The sequence below is a fragment of the Pseudomonas sp. CF161 genome (assembly GCF_000416215.1).
Lineage (GTDB): Bacteria > Pseudomonadota > Gammaproteobacteria > Pseudomonadales > Pseudomonadaceae > Aquipseudomonas.
This window is the reverse complement of sequence record NZ_ATLP01000111.1, coordinates 202,073-223,986: the sequence shown is the minus strand read 5'-3', so window position 1 is coordinate 223,986 and position 21,914 is coordinate 202,073. Positions and strand designations below refer to the sequence as shown.

The window sequence follows — 21,914 nt, the reverse complement described above, 5'->3', positions numbered from 1 at the left end:
GCCTGACTGCCCAGGGCCTGGGGCGCGGCGGCGTGCAGTTGGCTGTCGCCGCAGCGGCCGCTGGCCTGGCCGCCATGGCGTGCCACGTCCTGCAGCGCGAAGAGGTTCATCTTGCCCAGGAACTCGGCGACGAAGCGGCTGTTGGGCCGGTCATAGATGACTTGCGGGGTATCGACCTGGGCCAGGCGGCCCTGGTTGAAAATGGCAATCCGCGTCGACAGTGCCAGGGCTTCGCCCTGGTCGTGGGTGACGAACACGAAGCTGGTGCCGACCTGGCGGTGGATGCGCTGCAACTCGGTTTGCAGCTGTTCGCGCAGGTTTTTGTCGAGGGCCGACAGGGGTTCGTCGAGCAGCAGCATGTCCGGTTCGAACACCAGGGCGCGGGCAATAGCCACCCGCTGCTGCTGGCCGCCGGAAAGCTGCGAAGGTTTTTTGTCGAGGTGGGCGCCGAGGCCGACCACTTCAATGATGTGCTTGACCCGGCGCTGGCGCTCCTCGGCCTTGACCCCGCGAATGCGCAGCGGATAGGCGACGTTGTCGGCCACGCTCATGTGCGGGAACAGCGCATAACCCTGGAACACCATGCCGTAGTTGCGCTTCTCGGCCGGACGCTGGCTGATGTCCACGCCATGCTCCAGCAGCTTGCCGGCGCTGGGGCTGAGAAAGCCGGCGAGGATCATGAGGAGGGTGGTTTTGCCCGACCCGGAAGGTCCGAGCAGGGTCAGGAATTCGCCTTGGCGAACATCCAGGTTGATCGCATCCAGGGCGGTGAATTTGCCGTAGTACTGGCTGATGCCTTGGGCGCTGAGCTGAATAGAGGGATTGCTGGACACGACGAAGTTCTCCCTTTGGCCTGGCTGGCATCTGAGGTTTTTGTTGTGGGCTCAGGCAGGCGTAGGCCCATTATTGTCAAAAGGATTGCTACATCAATGGAATATTTTTCGCCGAATTGGTGAGCAATATCGAACAAAAAAGCCGGGGCGAGGGGGCTTGTTCTGGTGTCTCGCCGCCTCTGTTCAACGCCAATAAAAGCCGTCCGATGGCCCTGGCTCGAAGGTGCTGCGGGAACCTTGAATGGCTGGCCTTATGCCCTTTGGCCGCTGGGCTTATGCACAATCGACGGCGGCCGCGAGCCCTGGCTGCTGGATTTTGTGAAGCCGTTCTCATTAGCTCGCAACTGGCTGTTTTTCCGATATTTTATTGTGTGAACAAAAAATGACCAGCGCTGAGAATGGCCTCTGAGCCAGGGTTTTACAGGTGTCGTGGATATTCCATCAACAGAGTTATCCACAGGCTGGAGGGCTCAGGCGCGCTCGGCCAGCAGCATCAGATTGCGCGGTGTCAGCGGTGCCTGGCAGAACAGGCCCAGGCGTACCTGGTAACCCTGTTGTTGCAGAAACAGTCCGCGATCCAGCACCAGCCACAGTTCCAGTGGTCGCCGAAACAGGCCGCGGAGCAATTCCAGGTTGCGCACCTGGGCCAGGCGCTGCCAGCCGGCGGCTTCCAGGGCCGGCCAGTCCGGGTTGCCGCTGATGGCCAAACCCTTGAGCGCCGCCAGGTCGCGGCAATAGTCGGTGAAGGGTTTGTCCAGCCAGCTGCTGGGCAGCGACGGGGTGGGCAGGTACTGGTCGCTGCCGCGCAGGCCGCGTTGCAGCAGGTCGAACCCCAGGCGCCGGGCCATGGAGGTATCACGTTGGCGCCGGACCCGGGCGCCGGCGGTCACGGTTTCACTCATGGGCAGGGCCAGGTCGTCGAGGGACAGGCGCAACGCCGACCCCTGGGCGCTGGTCGACAGCGGTACGTAGTGCGGGGCCTGGATACGGTTGTAGCAGCACGGGGCAATCGCCAGTTGCCGGCAACCGGCGCTGCTGGCCAGTTGCATCAGGCGCACATGCAGATCGCCGCAGGCATGCAGCGCCACCGGGGTGTGTTCGGGTTTGAGGCGCAAGGCCGCGTCGGCGGCCAATACGTCCTGCTGCACATGGCTGGCGTCCAGGTGATGGTGCTGGCTCAGTTGCCGGCCGCTGGCAACCAGCGCCGGGTCGTATTCGAGGCAGGTCAGCTGTTGCCCCGGTTGCAGCAGGCGCCGGCCCAGGTGGCCCTTGCCGGCGCACCAGTCCAGCCAGTGGCTGGGGGTGGCAGAAAATTGCAGGCGGCTGGCGAAGGCTTCCAGTTGCTGCCATTTGCGCCCGGGCACGTCCACGTTCAGGCGTTGTCGGGCCGGCGGCACTGGGTGTTCGGGCAACTCGCCGAGGTCACTCAGGGCCAGGGCCTCGCTGGCCAGGGCCGGGAAGGGCGCCGGCGCATCCAGAATCTGCAGGTGGGTATGGCTGGCCTCGGCGTCGGCCAGGGAGCGCCCGCGCAGCCAGTGTGCCAGCTCGGGATACCGGGCTTCCCAAGGCAGGTGCAGGTGGGTGAACGGACGGGGACGCCACAGCGCCTGGTGCGCCAGCAGAAAACGCTCCAGGGCCTGGAAGCGGGTGTGCAGTTCGGGGCCGTGGAGGGCGGTGGGCATGGGCGGCTCGGCGAAGTGGGGCAGGCTATGCGCTCGCTCTGCCGATAGCGATCAGCAGAGCGGGTAGCGCTTCAGCGACCCTGGCAGGCGTCGACCCGCAGCCAGCGTTCCAGTTGGCGGAAGGCCTGGACCAGCATGAACGACATCAACAGGTAGAACACCCCGGCGGTGAAGAACATATCCACCGTCAGGTAGTTGCGGGCAATGATGGTGCGCGCCATGCCGGTCAGTTCCAGCAGGGTCACGGTGCTGGCCAGGGAACTGGCCTTGAGCATCAGGATCACTTCGTTGCTGTAGGCCGGCAGGCCGATGCGCGCGGCACGGGGCAGGATGATGTAGAACAGCGCCTTGGGCTTGGACATGCCCAGGGCCCGCGCAGCTTCGATCTCGCCGGGCGGAATGGCCTGGATTGCGCCGCGCAGGATCTCGGCAATATAGGCCGCAGTGTGCAGGGTCATGGTGGCGGTGGCACACCAGAACGGGTCACGCAGGTACGGCCACATGAAGCTGTCGCGCACCGCATCGAACTGCGCCAGGCCGTAATACACCAGAAACAGCTGCACCAGCAGCGGCGTGCCGCGAAAGAAGAAGATGTAGGCGTAGGGCAGGGCGCGCACGTACCACAGCTTGGACGAGCGGGCGATGCCCAGGGGGATGGCCAGCAGCAGGCCGAGAATCACGGCGATGCCCACCAGCTCCAGGGTCAGCGTCGCGCCCTGGATGAACTTCGGCAGCCATTTGTAGATGACTTCCCATTCCATTACGTCGTCCTCACAAAGCCGCGGGCGGCGCGTTTTTCCAGGAAGTGCATGCCGGTCATGGCCAGCACGGTCAGGCCCAGGTACATGAAGGCCGCGACCATGAAGAAGGTGAACGGGTGCTTGGCGAAGGTCACGGCGTTTTGCGCGTGGCGCATGATTTCTTCAAGGCCGATCACCGACACCAGCGCGGTGTCCTTCATCAGGATCATGAACAGGTTGCCCAGGCCCGGCAGGGCGATACGCCACATCTGCGGCAGGATCAGGCGGCTGAAAATCCGAAACTTGGACAGGCCCAGCGCGGTGCCCGCCTCGCGGTGGCCCTTGGGGATGGCCAGGATCGCGCCGCGGAACACTTCCGTGGCATAGGCACCAAAGCACAGGCCGAGGGCGATGACCCCGGCGAGAAACGGGCTGAGGGCCAGATCGGGGTTGCCGAAATACTCTCCCAGCGCGCTCATCATATTCACCGTGCCGTAGTACATCAGCAGCACCCACAGCAGTTCCGGGACGCCACGCACGATGGTCGAATAGGTTTCGCCAAGCCAGCGCAGCGGCTTGTACGGGGAAGTCTTGGCCAAGGCGCCGAGCAGACCGAGGACCAGCCCCAGGCACAACGCCGAGAGGGCCAGCTTGACGGTCATCAGCGCGCCGGCGGCGAGCGCCGGGCCGAATCCGTAGAGATCGATATTCATGGGTTCTGGATGGCTTTGCTAAGGACCGGCGCCCAGGGGGCGAGCGCCGGTCAGGCAAGTCAGTATCAATAGATGCTGAACGGGAAGTACTTGTCGTTGATCTTCTTGTACGTGCCGTCGGCCACGATTTCTTTCAGGGCGGCGTTCAGCTTCTCGCGCAGTGGATCTTTCTTGCGCACGGCAATCCCGATCTTGTCGCTTTCTTCAACCGGGTCGCCCTTGAACTCGTAAGGCTTGCCGGCATCGCTCTTGAGCCACTCGTAGTTGACGTACTTGTCGGCCAGGATCGCGTCCAGGCGGCCGGAGGTCAGGTCCAGGTAAGCGTTTTCCTGGGTGTCATAGAGCTTGATGGTGATGTCGTCGCCCAGGTTGTCTTCCAGCCAGGTGCCGGCCAGGGTCGCCCGTTGTGCGCCGATGATCTTGCCCTTGAGCGAGGCCTTGTCGGTCTTGAACTCGGTTTTGGCTTTAGGGGCGATGAACTGCAGTTTGTTGGAGTAGTACGGGTCGGTGAAATCCACCGCCTGCTTGCGCTCGTCGGTGATCGACAGCGAGGAGATCAGGAAGTCGAACTTCTTGGCGTTCAGGGCCGGGATGATGCCGTCCCAGTCGGAGGTGACCACGGTGCACTCGACTTTCATCTTGGCGCACAGGGCGTCGCCGATGTCTTTGTCGAAGCCGACGACCTGGCCGCTCGCATCTTTATTGTTGAACGGCGGGTAGGCGGCTTCGATCCCCATTTTCAGGGTCTCGGCGGCAGCCGTGGCGCTGAAGGCCAGGGTGACGGCAGCGGCCAGGAGGATTTTTTTATAGCTCTGCATGCGTGTAGCTCCGTTAGCGGTTGCTGGACATGAATTGTTTGCAGCGCGCCGAAAGCGGGTTATCGAAGACCTGCTGTGGCGATCCTTGCTCTTCTACCAGACCCTGGTGCAGGAATACCACTTCACTGGAAACCTGGCGGGCAAAGCCCATCTCATGGGTCACCAGCAGCATGGTACGGCCCTCTTCGGCCAGGGCGCGGATCACCGCCAGCACTTCCTGGACCATTTCCGGGTCCAGGGCCGAGGTCGGTTCATCGAACAGAATGACCTTGGGCGCCATGGCCAGGGTGCGGGCAATGGCCGCGCGTTGCTGCTGGCCACCGGAGAGCTGGGACGGGTAGGCGTGGCGCTTGTCGCCGATGCCGACCTTGGCCAGCAGCGCCTCGGCCACTTCGATGGCCTCGGCCTTGCTTTGGCCGAGGACCCGGCGCGGGGCCTCGATAATGTTGTCGAGCACGCTCATGTGCGGCCAGAGGTTGAAGTTCTGGAACACAAAACCGATTTCGCTGCGCAGGCGGTTGATCTGCTTGCCGTCGGCGGCAACCAGTTCGCCATTTTTGGCGGGCTTGAGCTTGAGTTCTTCACCGGCGACCAGGATCTGGCCCTGGTGCGGGTTTTCCAGCAGGTTGATGCAGCGCAGGAAGGTGGACTTGCCAGAACCGGAGGAGCCCAGGATCGAGATCACGTCGCCGTCGCGTGCGGTCAGCGAGACGCCCTTGAGCACCTCCAGCGAGCCGTAGCGTTTATGCAAGTTGCGGATTTCAAGCGCGGGCGTGGCCTCAGCCATGTGCGGTCCTCATTGGGTTCATTGCGCTCCTGCTGTTGGCCGCCTTCCTGGCGAGGCGCCAAGCTAGCATAGGGTTTCAATCACAGCCAACAGCGCCACGGCGGGTAAACAGACGGTGTGCGGCAGGTTGTCGCATCAGCACAGCAGACTGTCGCGCCATCAACAACCGAACGCCTGTTTGAACCCGGTTCGTGGTGGGCGTCGCGTAAAAAAAGGCGCGATGGTGCCAGCTTTGGCCGGGTGTTGGAAGCGTCAAGGGGCCAAAGGTCATGGATCCGCACCTTAATTGGGCGCAACGCCGTTTGGGGGTGTGTTTCTGGTGCAGTGTTTCGTCCTACAAAGTGAGTCTCTCGGTAACGCTGTGGCTAATTGCTATCAACTTCAATGACTTGCGCTGACCCGCCGGTCGGCTTGCAGCCCGCGCCATTCGGGATCCTGTAACATTTTGGCGCAATTCTTGCGTAAGAAATAAACAACGCCCTGTTGGATTCTTTTTACGAGAAGGAATGCAGACCGGGCGCAGTGAATCTATTTTCGTTGCAAAGGTGCTTTAAATGAGCGGTACGCAACTCTCCAATGACCTCGAACAGGGGCTCAAACCGCGGCATGTCACCATGCTGTCGATCGCTGGCGTCATCGGCGCCGGGCTGTTTGTCGGCTCCGGCCATGCCATCGCCGAAGCCGGCCCCGCCGTGCTCCTGGCCTATGCCGCCGCCGGTACCCTGGTGGTGCTGGTCATGCGCATGCTGGCCGAGATGGCCGTGGCCTCACCGGATACCGGTTCCTTTTCGACCTATGCCGACCGCGCCATCGGGCACTGGGCCGGTTTCACCATCGGCTGGTTGTACTGGTGGTTCTGGGTGTTGGTGATTCCGCTGGAAGCCAACGCCGCGGCGACCATCCTCCATGCCTGGTTCCCCGACATCGCGATCTGGGTCTTTACCCTGGTCATCACCCTGTTGCTGACCGCAACCAACCTGTTCAGCGTGAAGAACTACGGCGAGTTCGAGTTCTGGTTCGCCCTGATCAAGGTTGTGGCCATCATCGGCTTCGTGATCCTGGGCCTGCTGGCGATCTTCGGCTGGCTGCCGGGCAGCCAGGTCAGTGGCGTGTCGCACCTGTTCGACACCCAGGGCTTCCTGCCCAACGGCATGGGCGCGGTGTTGGCGGCAATGCTGACCACCATGTTCTCCTTCATGGGCACCGAGATCGTCACCATCGCGGCCGCCGAGTCGAAGAACCCGGGGCAGCAGATCTCCAAGGCCACCAACTCGGTGATCTGGCGGATCGGCCTGTTCTACCTGGTGTCGATCTTTATCGTCGTGGCCCTGGTGCCGTGGAACGATCCGGCTCTGGCCAAAGTGGGTTCCTACCAGACCGTGCTCGACCGCATGGGCATCCCCAACGCCAAGCTGATCGTCGACCTGGTGGTCCTGGTCGCGGTAACCAGCTGCCTGAACTCGGCGCTCTACACCGCTTCGCGCATGCTCTTCTCCCTGGGCAAGCGTGGCGATGCTCCGGCCGTGGCCAAGCGCACCAATAAAAGCGGCACCCCGTACTGGGCTGTGCTGCTGTCGACGGCAGCGGCGTTCCTCGCGGTATTTGCCAACTACGTGGCTCCGGCGGCGGTGTTCGACTTCCTGCTGGCCAGCTCCGGCGCCATCGCCCTGCTGGTGTACCTGGTGATTGCCGTGTCGCAACTGCGCATGCGCCAGAAACGCATGGCGGCGGGCGAGAAAATCGCCTTCCGCATGTGGCTGTTCCCGGGCCTGACCTATGCGGTGATCGTGTTCATCATCGGTGTCCTGGCGATCATGCTGTTCCAGGAAGAGCACCGGGTGGAGATCCTCGCCACCGGCCTGCTGAGCATTATTGTGATTGCCGCCGGCCTGCTGGTGGCGCGTCGACGCAAGCTCGCCCGGGTGGGCGCACCGGTGCTCAATTGAGGGCGTGAGCCAGCGTTGAGTGCCATAAAGGCCGCGGTCAGCCCTGACCGCGGCCTTTTTTGTTGCTGTTTGTGAGGTGTAACACGAGGTTTCATGGACAGCATGATGTTGAAATAGTAGCCTTCGCCCCCTCAGATAAAGGCTCGCACGCTCCCGCGTGAGAGAAGCTATGGATTAGCGTTGCAGTGACCAGGGATGGAACGTTTATCGAGCGTCCAGCGCCGTACCCCTCCCTGTTTCGCTAAGCCTGCTTGAAACACCCCTTGCCGACGTCGTGCAGTCAATAGCCGTCGAGCTCAATAAGCTCGCGCTCGATCCCGCCTTGCTGCTGTGTGTGGACGCTGTGTGACCTGGCCTGGTTGGCGTATCTGGCCCTTGATAGCAGGGCTTGGCATTCAGAGCTTTATGGAGATAGCCCGGCCATTTAGATCTCACATTGGGGCAACAAGGAGACGCGCATGGCGTTCACAAAGATCATCTTCAAAAACCCTAATACCGGGGCGATCAAGGAAGCGCCAGTTGGCTTTTCCTGGACTGTTTTCTTCTTCGGTTTCATCCCGGCACTGTTCCGCGCCGACTGGAAATGGGCAGCCATCATGTTCCTGCTGGCCATGTTCACGTTCGGCCTGAGCAACCTGGTGTTCATGTTCATCTACAACAAGCTGTACCTCAAAGACCTGATCGGCTCCGGCTTCAAGGCCCAGTCCATCGCCAGCGGCGACCTGAGCTACGCCAGCGCCAACATCGGTATGGAAATCCCGAAGCTGGAAGCGGCATAAGCCACGGGCTTTTAGCCAGACAAAAAAAACGGGCGCCTCCAATCATGGAAGCGCCCGTTTTTTTTTGGCCTCAGACCGGCTACTTGGCGGCGTCCAGCAGAGCCTGGGAAGCGGCCACGTAGTCGGCCTGGAAGGCCGGTGACTCGATCCAGGCCAGGGCGGCGGCCTCATCGGCTTCGGTGGACCACTGGCGGTACTCGATCAGCGCCGCAAGGATGAAATCGGTGGCGCCGTCTTCGCCTTCCTGCTCGAACACCAGTTCCAGCAGCGGGTCCTGCAAAAAGGCGCTGCACAGGGCCAGTTGGCTGGTCTGCTCGGCGTCGCGCATTTTCTTGAACAGTTCGGTCAGGTCCACCGATTCGAAGTCCAGGCGGTCATCGTTGGGGTCCAGTTCCACTGCGCTGCTGGCGCCGGCGCGCTGGCTGCGGTTCTGCTTGGCCTTGGCTTTGGCCCGGGTGGCACGTTTGTGTTGTTTGTTTGCAGATGCCATGGGCTTCTTACCTGGTGACAAAAGGGGGGAGCGGCGGCTGGAGCCGACAATCAGGCGACACAGGATGCCAGTAAATCAGTGGGCCGGCACCCTTGTCGCCGGGCCCGGGTCAATCAAGCCAGCGCCCCGGCGCGTCGGCGGGCAGCTCGGCGTGCTGCAACCAGGCCAGGGCCAGCGGCCACAACCGGGCCTGGTAGTGGCTGCGAAAAAACGCGAAATGCCCGACCTGCTGTTCGCCGATGTCTTCGGGGGTGAGGCGCCGATGGTGACAATCGCCAGCCTCGAAATACGCCAGCAAGCGCTCGATGGCCGGCACCGTGCCGTAGGGGTCATCGCTGATGCTGATGGCCAGGATCTGGGCCGTGACCCGCGCGAACGGCAACCCGCCCGCCGTCTCCAGCAGTGCCCGCCCGCTGGGCCGACCCTGGTAGCGAGCGCTGGGGGTGGCCCAGTCGCGCACCACGCCGGAGGGCGTGTCTTCCAGCCAACCCAGGCGCTTGCCGGGGAAGTAACCGCAGACGGCGGTGAGCAGCGGCATCGCCAGGTGCCATTTGAGCAGCATGCGCCAGCGGGTCGCGGCGGCGTAATCGCGCCAGTAGGCGAACTGCGCGCCAACCGTCACCACGCGCCGGATCAGCGCGCTCGACGCCGCCAGCCCCACCGCGCAGCCGCCGAAGCTGTGGCCGACCACATCGATCGGCTGCCCGGAGAATTCACGCTGCGCACGTTGCAGCATGGCCTCGAAATCCAGCGCGCCCCAATCCGACCACGACGCCTTGAACCCGCGCAACGAGGCCGGTCGCGACTCGCCGATGCCCCGGTAGTCGTAGACGATCACCTCCAGGCCGTGGGCGAACAGGTAATCGGCGAAGCGAAAGTAATGCCGGCAACGCACCGAGGTCGCGGCGTTGATGATCACCACCGGGCGCTGCGGCTCGTGGCGCGCATGGCGCCAGGTAAAGCCACCGAGGCGCACGCCGTCTGCGGCCCGTTCGTGGAAGGCTTCGCCACCGGGGCTGGCGGCCTGGCGGGCGACGGGCTCGGGCAAGGGGGACTGCACGGTCATGGCAGGTGTTCCTGGTTGGGGCTGGGTCCGCTGCGGGCCGTCGAAGGGACGGGTGGCAGCGCTCGGCTCTTTTTAGCGAACCCATTAATAACCGGGCTGCCCTGGGTCGGGCAACTTTACTCGCCCCCGGCCGATCACGATAATCGGCGCCTCTGTCACCTCGGAACGCCGCACATGGAATTGCTGGAAAGGGATCTTGCCGATTGGGAACCACTGGAGCTTGAGTGGCATCAGGGCTTTGCATTTCTGCAGGGCGAGCTGCTGGGCGATGCCCAGGTGCGTGACACCTACATTCTGATCAGCCCCCAGGGCAAGGCGCCTCAGACGCTGGTCGAAGAAGCCATCGCCCAACATTGTTGGCCGACGCCGCTGATCCCCGGGCAGCCGGTCTGGCGCCATCGCCGCCAGCCCCATTTGCTGGCCGATGCACGCTGCGTTTTCTACCGATTGCCGCACTACGACGGGCGCCACGGTTATCAGGTGTTGCAGGCCTTGCCGTTCCAGTTCCGCGAGTCGCTGCACAGCCTGGGTAATGGCTATTGGCGCGACCGTCTGACCCTCTACTACTTTCACCACTACACCGTGCATGCGGTGCAGGGCGTGCGGCATGCCGAGTTTGCCCTGCTGGAGCAGGACCTGCCTGAAGGTGCCGTGGCGTCGCCGCTGTACAGCGATGGGGTCAACCTCTTCCTCCATGGCAGTCGTGTAGCCAGTGCTGGCGATCAGGTACGAGCGACCAACAGCGCGGGCTATCGGCTGATCAATGGCCAGGTCTGCCGTGGTTTCAAGCCCTTGCACCAGAAGGACGGCAGCCTGTTGCCGATTGCCAATCCGGAGGGTTTCCATCGGGTCAATGGCCGCTGGTTCAGCGATGGCCAGTCGATCATCGTCCAGGCGCAGCAAGGGTCGAGTGCGAGCTACGAATACTTCTACAGCATCGATGACGTCGACCTCGAAAGCTTCACCGTGCTCAACGAGCGCTACGCCAAGGACGCCCGGCGCGCCTATTACATCACCGGCAGAACCATCCGCAACGTCGGCGAGTTCCGCCTGGTGAAGGAGCAGTACCCGCAGTTCGACGCCGGCGGGCGAGTGGTGGCGAGCACGGAAAGCGACGACCGCTATTTTGCCGTGGACGAGCAACACGTCTACGCCGCGGGTACCCGATTGCGCGGCGCTCACGGCCCGAGTTTTCGCTCCCTGGGCTTCAACCATTACTGCGATCAGCAGCGCGCCTATCTGGGCAAGCAGCCGCTGGAGCTGGAAGTGGAAAGCCTGGTGGTGGCCAAGCTGTACCGCGGCGAGGACGAATACGCACCGGTGCTGGTGGGCGACCGGCATGGCCCGCTGAACGCTGGCGGGGTGCTTAATAACGCGATGTTCGAACAGTGGGCGCCGTACTTTGCCGCGCACCCCGAGCGACAGGATTACTGGTGGCACCGCATGCAGGCGCAACGTGAGCAGCCTGAAGCCGAGGAGGACCCGGCCAGCCTGCGGGATATCGGCCAGGGCTTCAGCCTGGGGCGCAGTGTCTACTTCCAGGGGAATAAGATCGAAGGCCTGGACGCGGCCAGTTTCAGGTTGCTCAACGAAAGCCTGTGCGGCGATGCCAATGGCCTGTACCTCCTCGACTACCAGGCAAACGACAACATGGGCGCCGAGCGTTTTTCGACCCAGCCGGTAGAGCATTTCCGCTTCCTGGATGAGGTGTACATCACCGATGGCAAGGCCGTGTTCAAGCACTGGATTCACTACCACCTGCCGGAACTGCTGCGCAAAGCCGATCTCGCCACCTTCGAAACCTTCGGCCACGGCTGGGCCAGGGACGCGTCGGCGGTGTACTGCTACGGCGAAATAAAAAAACACCTCAACCCGGCGACCACGCGCTTTTTGGGCAGCTATGCCTTCAGCCCCGAACTGATGTCGTGGGCCGGCAAACCGCTGGATGTGGAATTCACCATGGACGAAGTGTCGGTGCCGCACCCGGAGTTTCTGCAACTGGGGACCCGCAAACTGTTCTGCGGCCGCCGCCCGCAGAGCGCCAAGCGTATCGACCTGCCGACCCTGGAGTTTCTCGACGGCAAATTCGCCCGGGACAAACGAACCTTCTATCGCTACGAGCGTGACCTGGGCCTGACCGAAACCAGCGAAGACGAGTACCGACAAGCCTTGGCCAAGGCCGGCGAAACGTCGAACTAATCACTCACCAAAGGACTGCACACATGGACGCGACAACAACGCTGCAACCCCAGGAATGTCAGGGCATGGACGATATCCGCCGGGAAATCGACCGCCTGGATCAGAGTGTCATCCAACTGCTGGGCCAACGTTTCCAGTACGTCCTTGCGGCCTCTAAGTTCAAGACCTCGGCCACCTCGGTGCGCGCTCCGGAACGCTTCAAGGCCATGCTCGCCACCCGCCGCGAATGGGCCCAGGCCGAGGGCCTGAGCCCGGACGCCATCGAGAAAATGTACAGCGACCTGGTCACCCATTTTATCGAGCAAGAGTTGCAGCATTGGCAGGCGGCGCAGCCTGCGGTTTGAGTCGATCAGCTTAGGCACACGCTAAGGTTAAAAGCCCACCGCCCCGCTCCCCGTTTGTTGTCTGCGAGCCCTTCAGGGGCTCGACAGAGCACGCAATAGGGGGGCTGGGTCGGTGGGCTTTTGCGTTCCCTAAGCAGGCTTTCAGAAGTCTGCAATAAATTAAGAATGGTCTTATGTGCACGTGCGGAGCATGGGCCTAGCATCCTCACGCCTCAAAGAACGCTTGCATGCGCCGCCGGTCGGGAGTCATGCAGCGGTTAATTGACGCCAGAATGATGGCCACTTAACATCATCGCGCTTTCTGCATGGACTGCAGTGCCTTATCAAAGGATTGAACATGTACGGACCCTCCCTCGCGAACCGCTTGCGCGTCGTGTTTGTGTGCCTGCTCTGGTTTTCTGCTGTACCGGATGCGACCTTGGCCGCGACCAATCCGGGCGATCAGGAGCTGATTCGCGACCGCCAGAACCGCCTGCTCGAAGAGCAGCAGCGGCGCCTTGAGGAACTCAGGGAGCTGCCGGGTAAAACGCCAACGCCCGATGCGCCCGAGGTCGCTGGCGACACTCGTTGTTTTGCCATTCGCCAGGTCGATTTGCAGGGTGCCGAGCAGTTGTCCGCCGCGCAGCAGGCGCGCTTGCTGGCACCCTATAACGGCCAGTGCCTGGGCATGGCGCAGCTCAACCAGTTGCTTCAGGTCATCACCGATCACTACCTCCAACAGGGCTTTGTGACCAGTCGTGCCTACCTGCCGCAGCAGCATCTGGGCAGCGGAATTTTGCGGGTGCAGGTGGTGGAAGGCCGCCTGGAACAGGTGAACCTGGCCCCGGGCAGCCAGCTGTCCCAACGGGAAATAGCCATGGCCTTTCCCGGGCATGAAGGCCAGCTCCTGAATCTGCGGCAGGTCGAACAATTGCTCGACCAACTCAACCGGCTGCCTTCCAACCGCGCCACCATGGAGCTGATGCCTGGCGAGGCGGTGGGTGGCAGCCAGGTGTTGCTGAGCAACCAGCCGCAACAGCCTTGGCGTGCCGCGTTGGCCCGGCATAACAACGGCCAGAAAAGCACCGGTGAACAACAGTGGAACCTTGGGTTGGGCTGGGACAGCCCGCTCGGGCTCGCGGACCAGTTGAACCTGCGGCGCAGCGAGGATGCCGTCAGCGATCACCAGCGCCGTTCCGCCAGCAACTTTCTCAATTACAACCTGCCCTGGGGTTGGTGGAACTTCAGCTACAGCTACAGCGACAGTGAATACCGTACCCGTGGCCAAGGTGCCGGTTTCGATTTCAAGTACAGCGGTGAAAGCCAGACCCATCAAGGACTCGTCGAGCGCGTGATTCACCGTGACGCCCAAGGCAAGACGGCTTTGAGCGCCGGCCTCAGTCATCTGCGAACGGTCAGCTATATCGAAGACAGCCCGCTGCGCAACGGCACCCAGCGCATCACCGAAGCCCAGTTCGGCTTTAGCCATGGTCGGGTGTTGGGCAGCGCCTTCGGCAACCTGGAATTGGGCATGCAGCAAGGCCTCGGCGCCCTGGATGCGATGTCCGACAAGCACGCCGCAAGCACCACGCCAACCGCCCGCTACCGCAAATACACGGCGACCTTGAGTTACCTGCAACCGTTCAAGTTGTGGGGTGAGGACTGGGCGTTCAGCAGCCTGGCCACCGGCCAGCGCAGTGAAGACCTGCTCTACAACAGCCAGCGCATCAGCCTCACTGGGCAGTCGGCGGTGCGCGGCTACAAGGAGCAATTTCTCTCGGGCGACAGTGGTGGCTACTGGCGCAACGACCTGCGTTGGACCCGCCAGGTCGATAGCACCTGGCTGCGACCGTGGCTTCAGCAGTACGGGCTCGGTGTGGCCTACGACCAGGGCGTTGTTCGCCACGACGCCCACAGTGCCGGGCAAAACGGCCGGGTGTCGAGCAATGCCCTGGAGCTCTTTGGCCGGGGTCCGCACATGGGCGCGAGCCTGACGTTTGCCCACTCGCTCAAGCGCCCCATGGCGCTCAGCGAAAGCGAGGCGCCGATCTACTTTCGGCTTGAGTTTTTTCTTTGAATGATGCGCCAAGGATTACGTGATATGGACGTTACGCAACAGGCCACCGCGACCCGACTGCACACTCTCGAGGGTTTTCGAGGCTTGGCCAGGCGCGGCCTGGCGCTGATTCTGGCCAACGCGATGGTCTGGCAACCTTTGCTGGTCCAGGCCGAGGGCATTGCCATCAATGGCGGCGGTGGCAGCCTCGGTGCGGCGGCCAACGGCGTCCCGGTCGTCAACATTGCCAAGCCCAACAGCAATGGCCTGTCGCATAACACGTTCGAGCACTACAACGTCGGTAGCCAGGGCCTGATCCTCAACAACGCGATCGACCGGACCCAGAGCACCCAGTTGGGCGGAATCATCCTCGGCAACAGCCACCTTCAAGGTCAATCCGCGACCACCATCCTCAACGAGGTCACCAGCAACAACCGCACGCAGCTCAAGGGCTACACCGAAGTGGCCGGGCAGGCCGCACGGGTGATCATCGCCAACCCTTACGGCATTACGTGCGACGGTTGCGGCTTCATCAACACCCCCCAGGCCACACTGACCACGGGCAAGCCGGTCGTCGACCAGGGCCGCCTGGACCGTTTCACGGTCGATGGCGGGGATATCGCCATCGAGGGTGCCGGCGCCAATACCAGCAACCTCAACCAGTTCGACCTGATCACGCGTTCGGCCAAGATCAACGCCAAGCTCCATGCAAAAAAACTCAATGTCATCGCCGGGCGCAACGAGGTGGACGCCAGCAGCCTGGCCGTCACGGCCCTGGCGCCAGGCGGCTCCCCGGCGCCGCAGTTGGCTATCGACAGCAGTGCCTTGGGCGGTATGTACGCCGGGGCGATCAAGCTGGTGGGCACCGAGCAAGGAGTAGGCGTCAAACTCTCGGGGGAAATGGCCGCCAGCGCCGGTGATATCCACATCGATGTTGACGGTCGCCTGACCATGGCCACCGCTGCCGCCACGGCAGCCCTGAACATCAAGGCCCAGAGCCTGCGGGCCGAGGATGCGCTGTACGCCGGCGGTGACCTGGATATCCAGGCCCGCGACGAGCTGTTCAGCGACAAGAGCATCGCCGCTGGCGGCAAGGTGATCTTGGCCAGCAACGGCCAGTTGACCAGCCTCGGTGCCATCGAGGCTGGGGTCAACGCCGACAACAGCCGCAATCCGCGGGGCGATGTGCAGATCGCCGCGCAGAACCTGCGCAACGCCGGGCAGGTCATCGCCACGCGCCAGCTCGATATCAGCACCGAGCAGACGCTGGACAACCGCGACGGCAAGCTGATCGGTGCCCAGGTCCAGCTCAGTGCCAACCGGCTCGACAACCGCAATGGCCTGATCGGCGCCAGTACCGGCGAGACCAAGGTGAGCGCCGGCGAGCAACTGGACAACCGTGGCGGCACGCTGCAAGCCGAGAGCAAGCTGCGCCTGGACGGTGGGGCCATGCTCAACCGCAACGGCGTAATGCTCGGCAAGCAGGTCACCCTGGACGCCAAGAGTCTGGACAACAGTGAGCAGGGCCACATCGTGGCCGAGGCCGGTCGCCTGAGTGCGACGGTGGAGCAGGCGCTCGACAATCAACAGGGGCGCCTGCAAGCCTCGGCCGGGGACATGGAGCTCTCGGCGGCCAGCCTCGACAACCGTGGTGGCGTGATGGTTGGCGAGCACGTCCAGGTCACCGCCACCCAGGGCGGCCTGGACAACCAGGGCGGTCAAGTGCTCGGCAGCGGCCTGCAGATCCAGGCCGAGACCGCGATTGATAACCGCGCCGGCGGCCAACTGCTGGCGGGCAGCAACGGCTTGAAACTGGGCAGTGCGTACTTGCACAACCAGCAGGGCCAGGTCATCGCCGGAGGCAGTCATGCGCAGCTCGAGCTGGAGCACCTGGACAATCAGCAGGGCAGTATCAGCGCCAGCAGCCTGAGCCTGACCGCCGACGAAGCCGACAACCGCGCAGGCCACATCGCCAGCCTGGACGGCCATTTGCAACTGAGCGTGGCCCGACTGAACAACCAGGGCGGATTGATCGAGGCGAGCCAGCACTTGCTGATCCAGGGGCAGCGTCTGGACAACAGTGCCGGCGGCCGGCTGATTGCCTACCTGGGTGAGCTGAGTCGTATCCAGCTCGGCGGCGAGCTGGACAATCGCAGGGGGCGCATCGCTATTGGCAGCCGCGACTTTGGCCTGCAAGCCGGGACCCTGCACAACGTTGGCGGGCAGATCGAACACGCGGGCAGCGGCTCGTTCAACCTGAGTTCGGCCAGCCTGCTCGGTGCCCAGGGCCGGGTGATCGGCCAGGGCAGTGGCGCCTGGAATATCACCCAGGTCGATGGCGCCGGTGTCTGGCACCTCAACGGCGCACTGGATGTCAGTGGCCTGAACAGCATCTCCCTGATGGCCGGCGACCGTATCGCCAGTGCCGGCAACCTCAGCCTGGCAGCCGTCAGCCTGAACAACGCCGGCGAGCTGCTGAGCGATGGCGACCTGGTCCTGACGTTGTCCGGTGACCTTAACAACCAGGGCTTGATCTCGACCCAGAAAGCGCTGCGTATCGACGCCGCCAACCTGACCCAGGAGGACGGGCGCATCGCCAGTGCCGCCGAGGCCGAGGTCAACCTGACCGGGCTGCTCGACAACCTGGGGCGCCTGACCGCTGGCACTCAACTCAATGTGCGCGCCGAGGCCATCGACAACCGCGGCACCTTGGGCGCGCAACAGTTCCTTGGCCTTACCGCCATCCAGGGCATCAGCAACCAGTCCGGCAGCTTGATCTTCAGCGGCGCCGATATGCAATTGCGCGCCGACAGCCTGCTCAATCGCTACGCCGATCTCTACAGCAAAGGCAACCTGAGCTTCGCTGCGGTCGACGGCGGCCTTGCCCGTGAAATGCGCAACCTGTCCGGCAGCATCGAAAGCGAAGGCGACCTGCAACTCAAGGTCGGTGAACTGGAGAACGCCAAGGCCGACTTCGAAGCCGGCGAAAGCGTGGCCAACCGCAACATTCTGATCAACTGCATCGACTGCCGAGGCGATCGCCACTCCGGCTACTACATCGTGCGCACCACCTACGAGGGCAACGTTCTCAAGGACTCGCCGGCTGCGCGCCTGCTGGCCAATCGCGACCTGTTGCTGGAGGCCGTGACCGTCACCAATGGCCAGAGCCTGCTGGCGGCCAACCGTAACCTCAGCGTCACGGCGGCCAACTTCTACAACCGGGGGCTGACCCTCGACAACCGCGTCGAGACCGTCAATTACTTCCTCAGCGGCGTGAGCCAAAGCGCCTACCGCGTGACCGAAGCGGCGACCAATGCCTGGAACGCCTGGAACGCCGGTCTGGCTCCCGAAGACCAGGCGCCGATCCCCGTCGCCATCACCCAATATGGGGTTCACAGCAGCAACAGCACCCTCACCCCCGGGACCAACACCCTTGAAAGTGGCACCGTACAAGCCGGCGCGACCCTGAGCCTGAACATCAGCGGTGAACTGGTCAACGGAACCCTCAGCCCCCAGGGCGACGCTCAACTCAGTGGCACCACCCTGGACAGCCAGGCCTATGGCGCTGGTGGCCAGGAGGTGATTCTCGGCACCCAGGCCGGCGCTCCGGGGCCGTTGAAAGACGTGAAGCGGGTTGAAGTCGTCAATGCCGATGGCAGCGTCCACGTCAGCTTCGTGCCACAGGACTTCAGCGACGCGCCGTTTGTCAGCGTCGACCCGACTTCGCTGCCGACCTTCCGTTTGCCCCAGGGTGAATATGGCCTGTTCACCCAGGCCCGCAACCCGGCGAGTCAGTACCTGATCGAAACCAATCCGGCGCTGACTGACCTCAAACGGTTCATGAGCTCGGACTACCTGCTGGGCCAACTCAATTACGATTTTCGCGAAGCGTCTCGCCGCCTGGGCGATGGTCAATATGAAACCCGCCTGATCGCCGATGCCGTGCGGGCCCAGACCGGGCAACGCTTCCTTGCCGATGGCCTGAGCAGCGACTACGAGCAGTTCCAGTACCTGATGGACAACGCCATCGGCAGCAAGAGCGCCCTGGGCTTGAGTGTTGGCGTGGGCCTGACGGCTGAGCAGATGGCGGCCCTGACCCATGACATTGTCTGGATGGAAGAACGGCTGGTCGGCGGCGAATCGGTACTCGCCCCGGTGCTGTACTTGGCCAAGGTCGACTCTCGAAACCTGCGCGGCGCCAGCCTGATTCAAGGGCGTGACGTCAACCTGATCAGTGGGGCTGACCTGAAGAACGTGGGGACCTTGCGCGCCAGCAAAGACCTCACCTTGATCAGCGGCGGCAGCGTCCTGCAGGGGGGGCTGGTCCAAGCCAACGACCGCTTGAGCCTGCTGGCGCAGGGCAGCATCCGCAACGCCCTGGCCGGGGAGATTCGTGCCGATAAGGTCGACCTCACCAGCCTGAGTGGCCATATCGTCAACGATCGCACGGCCACCGCCCTGTCTGTCGGTGCCGGCAGCGTGACCCATGTGGACGCTGGCAGCCTGATCAGCGCCGGTTCGCAACTGACCCTGAACGCAGCGCAGGACCTGGTGAACGCAGGGCGGATCAGCAGTGGCGGTAACGCCACCCTGAGCGCGGGCAACGACATCAACCTGCTTGCCGTCGAAGACCGCACCCTCAGCGTCGAAGCGCTGGGGCGCGGCATACGCCGCGAAGAGCACATGACCCAGCTGGGCTCCAGCGTCAGTGCCAAGGGCAACCTCACGCTGAAGGCCGGTAACGACATCAACGCCCTGGCCAGCAGCGCCAGCGCCGGAGAGGACCTGAGTGTCGAGGCTGCGCGGGACATCAACCTGGTCTCCGCCGCCGACGAACACACCCTAGAAAGCCGCTACAAAAAGGGCCAGAAAAAAGTCCACAGCATCGACAGCCAGACTCGCCAAGTCGCGAGCGAATTCAGCGCGGGTGGCAACCTCGACCTGTTGGCCGGGCGCGACGCCACCCTGATTGCCAGCACGCTCGAGGCGGGTGAAGAGGCTTATGTCCATGCCGGCCAGCAACTCAACCTGCTGGCCGCCGAAAACAGCGATTACTCGCTGTACGACATGAAGAAAAAGGGCAGTTGGGGCAGCAAGAAAACCCAGCGCGACGAAGTCACCGACATCACCAACGTGGGCAGCACCATCAAGGCCGGCGGCGACCTGACCCTCAAGAGCGGTGGCGACCAAACCTATCAGGTGGCCAAACTCGACAGCGGCCGCGACATCCTCCTCGACAGCGGCGGAGCCATCGCCTTTGAAGGGGTGAAGGACCTGCATCAGGAGAGTCACGAGAAGACCAACAACAACGCGTTCTGGGTTTCCTCCAAAGGCAAGGGCAATACCGACGAAACCCTGCGCCAGAGCCAGATGGTGGCGGCCGGCAACATCGTGATCAAGGCCGTCGATGGCCTGCAGATTGATGTGCGGCAGGTCAACCGGCAAAGCGTCAGCCAGACCATCGACGCCATGGTCGCCGCCGATCCGCAACTGGCGTGGCTCAAGGACGCCGAGCAACGCGGTGATGTCGACTGGCGCCAAGTGAAGGAAATCCACGACTCCTTCAAGTACAGCAACGCGGGGCTTGGGCCGGCGTCGCAGATCATTATTGCGATATTGATGGGCGCGGTAATCGGGCCAATGGCCGGTGGGCTGGTCGGGGGCGGTACGACCGGTGCCGTAGTAGGCGCCGTTGCATCCGGAGCCTCTACCAACGCGACCGTGAGCTTCATCAATAACGGCGGCAACCTCGGGGCCGTGTTCAAGGACGTGACCTCTTCGAATGCCATGAAGGGCTACGTGATTTCTGGTGTGACGGCGGGGCTGACCTCTGGCGTTTTCGACGAGCTGACGGGAACTCACACCAATCCGTATACCAACAAGGTCACCGTCCCGAACCTGAGCACCTGGACCGGGGTAGGCCAGTTCGCTGCGAACCAGACGTTGCAGTCGGGTACGTCAATGCTGCTGAGCAAGGCACTGGGGCAGGGCGGCAGTGCCAGCGATGCGCTGAAAAGCGCGCTGTTCAATACCCTGGCCGCCGCGAGCTTCAATGCCGTGGGTGATTACACCGAAGGCGTGCTGACTGAAGGCATGCCACCCAAGATCCTGGTCCACGCCATGGTCGGCGGCCTGCTGTCAAAAGCCACCGGTGGCGACTTCAAGACCGGCGCCTTGGCGGCGGGCGTGAACGAGGCCCTGGTCGTCCATCTGGACAAGCTGGTGAGCGGTAACAAAACGCTGCTGTCCATGAGCTCGCAAATCGTGGGCGTGCTGACGGCTGCGGCGCAGAAGGATGCGAATGCGCAGTCGATGGAGAAGGCTGGGTGGGTGGCGAAGAATGCGACTGAGTACAACTACCTGAACCATGCTGAAAATGAAGAGCGTTTTAACGCCGAGAAAGAGTGTCAGGCGGGAAATGCCGATGCCTGTAGCAGGCGAGATGAACTTAACCGCTTGGACGTAGGGCGCGATAAAGCGCTTTGGGCCGCTTGCAACGGTGCTGCGAGCAGTGCTGCTTGTACAGCGGTTCGCATTGAGATGCGCACAGCCGAGTTGGATCTACTGCGCCATCAAAATACTCCTGAGGCACGCGAGCAGTACCTGCAGGCAAAAAATAACCCGGAGTTGATGAGATATACCATCGAGGCTGAGCTTTATAGCATTCGAGGTGTCAACGACCTGGTCACAGCGCAGCTATCGACTCGTATTGCGAAGAGCTTATTATCGCTTGGCGCTGACTTCACACCTGGCGTTGGAGATGCCAAAGCTTATGCGGAAGCTGAGGATGGCATTGACTACGCGTTTGCTACCGTTGGGCTATTGCCGCTTTTGGGCGACTTGTTGTCGGTTGCGTTACGGGAAGCGAGGACGCTTCTCAAGCTAGGCAAGGTTGAAGAGGCTACTGTTGTTCTTGAGCGAGCGGCTCAAGAGCAGGCTTTGCAAAAGGCTTCGGTAAAGGGAAACAGTAGCTCGAACTTGGGCGGAGCTTATGTGGATGGCGCGGGCGGCGCTATCAAGGGGAGTCCAACTATTGCATATGATCCTAAAGGAACGTTTGTTTCACAAGGCAATGCGCCTGTGTGTGGTCCCGCTTGTGCAGCTATGACCATAACCGATGGAACAGGGGTTTTTATTAACTTGGAAAACACCATAGGAAAGTTTGTGAATGGAGTTAGGCCTAGTGGTGTAAATACTTTAGAGTTGTCAGAGGTGATCACTAAGGCGGGTGTCAAAAATACAGTGAATACGACCATGTTTCCTGGGCAGTTAAATAAGGCTTTGGAGGAGGTTGGTAGTGTAATAGTTCAAGTTCCTTCGGGGCCAGGGAAGCATTTCATAATCGTAGATGGCGTGCAGATTGTGAATGGTGTCAAATATTATATGACAAGAGACCCAAGCGCAGGGCCACGAGGTGTTCGGCAGGACTTTTTGGATAAAGCGATGTCAGATGGTGTTAACGCGATTGTGATAGGCAAATAG

Annotated in this window: 14 protein-coding genes; 6 read left to right on the top strand and 8 right to left on the bottom strand. The window is 62.4% G+C overall.

All coding sequences use genetic code 11. The features are described from left to right. The 6 genes from CF161_RS25845 to CF161_RS25820 form a co-directional block, all read right to left on the bottom strand. The coding region (locus CF161_RS25845) for an ABC transporter ATP-binding protein (RefSeq protein ID WP_020299580.1) at positions 1–833 on the bottom strand (833 nt) is incomplete at its 3' end. A gap of 470 nt (positions 834–1,303) precedes the next feature. Further along, a complete protein-coding gene (locus tag CF161_RS25840; RefSeq protein WP_020299579.1) occupies positions 1,304–2,515 on the bottom strand; it encodes a methyltransferase in 1,212 nt (403 codons plus the stop codon). 71 nt (positions 2,516–2,586) lie between these two features. Next, positions 2,587–3,276: an ABC transporter permease gene (locus CF161_RS25835; protein WP_020299578.1), complete on the bottom strand. Its 690-nt coding sequence runs from the start codon at positions 3,274–3,276 to the stop codon at positions 2,587–2,589. Further along, positions 3,276–3,968, bottom strand: a complete 693-nt coding sequence (locus CF161_RS25830) for an ABC transporter permease (RefSeq protein WP_020299577.1) — start codon at positions 3,966–3,968, stop codon at positions 3,276–3,278. Before CF161_RS25830 ends, CF161_RS25835 begins: the two co-directional genes overlap by 1 nt. A 65-nt stretch (positions 3,969–4,033) precedes the next feature. Continuing rightward, a complete protein-coding gene (locus tag CF161_RS25825; protein WP_020299576.1) occupies positions 4,034–4,786 on the bottom strand; it encodes an ABC transporter substrate-binding protein in 753 nt (250 codons plus the stop codon). Positions 4,787–4,799: 13 nt separating this feature from the next. Next, on the bottom strand, positions 4,800–5,573 hold the full coding sequence (locus CF161_RS25820; RefSeq protein WP_020299575.1) for an ABC transporter ATP-binding protein: 774 nt from the start codon (positions 5,571–5,573) through the stop codon (positions 4,800–4,802). Positions 5,574–6,127: 554 nt separating this feature from the next. On the opposite strand from CF161_RS25820, the gene gabP reads away from it, so the two are divergent. Continuing rightward, complete coding sequence (gene gabP, locus CF161_RS25815; RefSeq protein ID WP_020299574.1) at positions 6,128–7,519, top strand: GABA permease; 1,392 nt, start codon at positions 6,128–6,130, stop codon at positions 7,517–7,519. A 458-nt stretch (positions 7,520–7,977) separates the two neighbouring features. Next, complete coding sequence (locus CF161_RS25810; protein WP_020299573.1) at positions 7,978–8,298, top strand: hypothetical protein; 321 nt, start codon at positions 7,978–7,980, stop codon at positions 8,296–8,298. Between the two features lie 79 nt (positions 8,299–8,377). Here CF161_RS25810 and CF161_RS25805 read toward each other — a convergent pair whose 3' ends face one another. After that, positions 8,378–8,788 (bottom strand): hypothetical protein, encoded by a 411-nt coding sequence (locus CF161_RS25805; RefSeq protein ID WP_020299572.1) that lies wholly within the window; start codon positions 8,786–8,788, stop codon positions 8,378–8,380. Positions 8,789–8,897: 109 nt separating this feature from the next. Continuing rightward, positions 8,898–9,854, bottom strand: coding sequence for an alpha/beta fold hydrolase (locus CF161_RS25800; protein ID WP_020299571.1), 957 nt, complete (start codon positions 9,852–9,854; stop codon positions 8,898–8,900). Positions 9,855–10,028: 174 nt separating this feature from the next. Here CF161_RS25800 and CF161_RS25795 point away from each other — a divergent pair, with 174 nt between their 5' ends. The 4 genes from CF161_RS25795 to CF161_RS25780 all read left to right on the top strand — a co-directional run bounded on the left by CF161_RS25795 (position 10,029) and on the right by CF161_RS25780 (position 21,914). Further along, entirely contained in the window at positions 10,029–12,053 is a 2,025-nt protein-coding gene (locus CF161_RS25795) for a DKNYY domain-containing protein (RefSeq protein WP_020299570.1), read from the top strand. Positions 12,054–12,076: 23 nt separating this feature from the next. Beyond that, positions 12,077–12,397, top strand: coding sequence for an isochorismate lyase (locus tag CF161_RS25790; RefSeq protein ID WP_043230378.1), 321 nt, complete (start codon positions 12,077–12,079; stop codon positions 12,395–12,397). Positions 12,398–12,734: 337 nt separating this feature from the next. Beyond that, positions 12,735–14,453, top strand: a complete 1,719-nt coding sequence (locus CF161_RS25785) for a ShlB/FhaC/HecB family hemolysin secretion/activation protein (RefSeq protein WP_020299568.1) — start codon at positions 12,735–12,737, stop codon at positions 14,451–14,453. A 24-nt stretch (positions 14,454–14,477) separates the two neighbouring features. Then, positions 14,478–21,914 carry a DUF637 domain-containing protein gene (locus CF161_RS25780; RefSeq protein WP_020299567.1) on the top strand — a complete coding sequence of 2,479 codons (7,437 nt, stop codon included), beginning with the start codon at positions 14,478–14,480 and terminating at the stop codon, positions 21,912–21,914.

Bases quoted from the DNA above. Each gene is read 5' to 3' on its own strand.
- CF161_RS25840 (WP_020299579.1), bottom strand. From the start codon at position 2,515: ATGCCCACCGCCCTCCACGGCCCCGAACTGCACACCCGCTTCCAGGCC.
- CF161_RS25835 (WP_020299578.1), bottom strand. From the start codon at position 3,276: ATGGAATGGGAAGTCATCTACAAATGGCTGCCGAAGTTCATCCAGGGC.
- CF161_RS25830 (WP_020299577.1), bottom strand. From the start codon at position 3,968: ATGAATATCGATCTCTACGGATTCGGCCCGGCGCTCGCCGCCGGCGCG.
- CF161_RS25825 (WP_020299576.1), bottom strand. From the start codon at position 4,786: ATGCAGAGCTATAAAAAAATCCTCCTGGCCGCTGCCGTCACCCTGGCC.
- CF161_RS25820 (WP_020299575.1), bottom strand. From the start codon at position 5,573: ATGGCTGAGGCCACGCCCGCGCTTGAAATCCGCAACTTGCATAAACGC.
- gabP (WP_020299574.1), top strand. From the start codon at position 6,128: ATGAGCGGTACGCAACTCTCCAATGACCTCGAACAGGGGCTCAAACCG.
- CF161_RS25810 (WP_020299573.1), top strand. From the start codon at position 7,978: ATGGCGTTCACAAAGATCATCTTCAAAAACCCTAATACCGGGGCGATC.
- CF161_RS25805 (WP_020299572.1), bottom strand. From the start codon at position 8,788: ATGGCATCTGCAAACAAACAACACAAACGTGCCACCCGGGCCAAAGCC.
- CF161_RS25800 (WP_020299571.1), bottom strand. From the start codon at position 9,854: ATGACCGTGCAGTCCCCCTTGCCCGAGCCCGTCGCCCGCCAGGCCGCC.
- CF161_RS25795 (WP_020299570.1), top strand. From the start codon at position 10,029: ATGGAATTGCTGGAAAGGGATCTTGCCGATTGGGAACCACTGGAGCTT.
- CF161_RS25790 (WP_043230378.1), top strand. From the start codon at position 12,077: ATGGACGCGACAACAACGCTGCAACCCCAGGAATGTCAGGGCATGGAC.
- CF161_RS25785 (WP_020299568.1), top strand. From the start codon at position 12,735: ATGTACGGACCCTCCCTCGCGAACCGCTTGCGCGTCGTGTTTGTGTGC.
- CF161_RS25780 (WP_020299567.1), top strand. From the start codon at position 14,478: ATGGACGTTACGCAACAGGCCACCGCGACCCGACTGCACACTCTCGAG.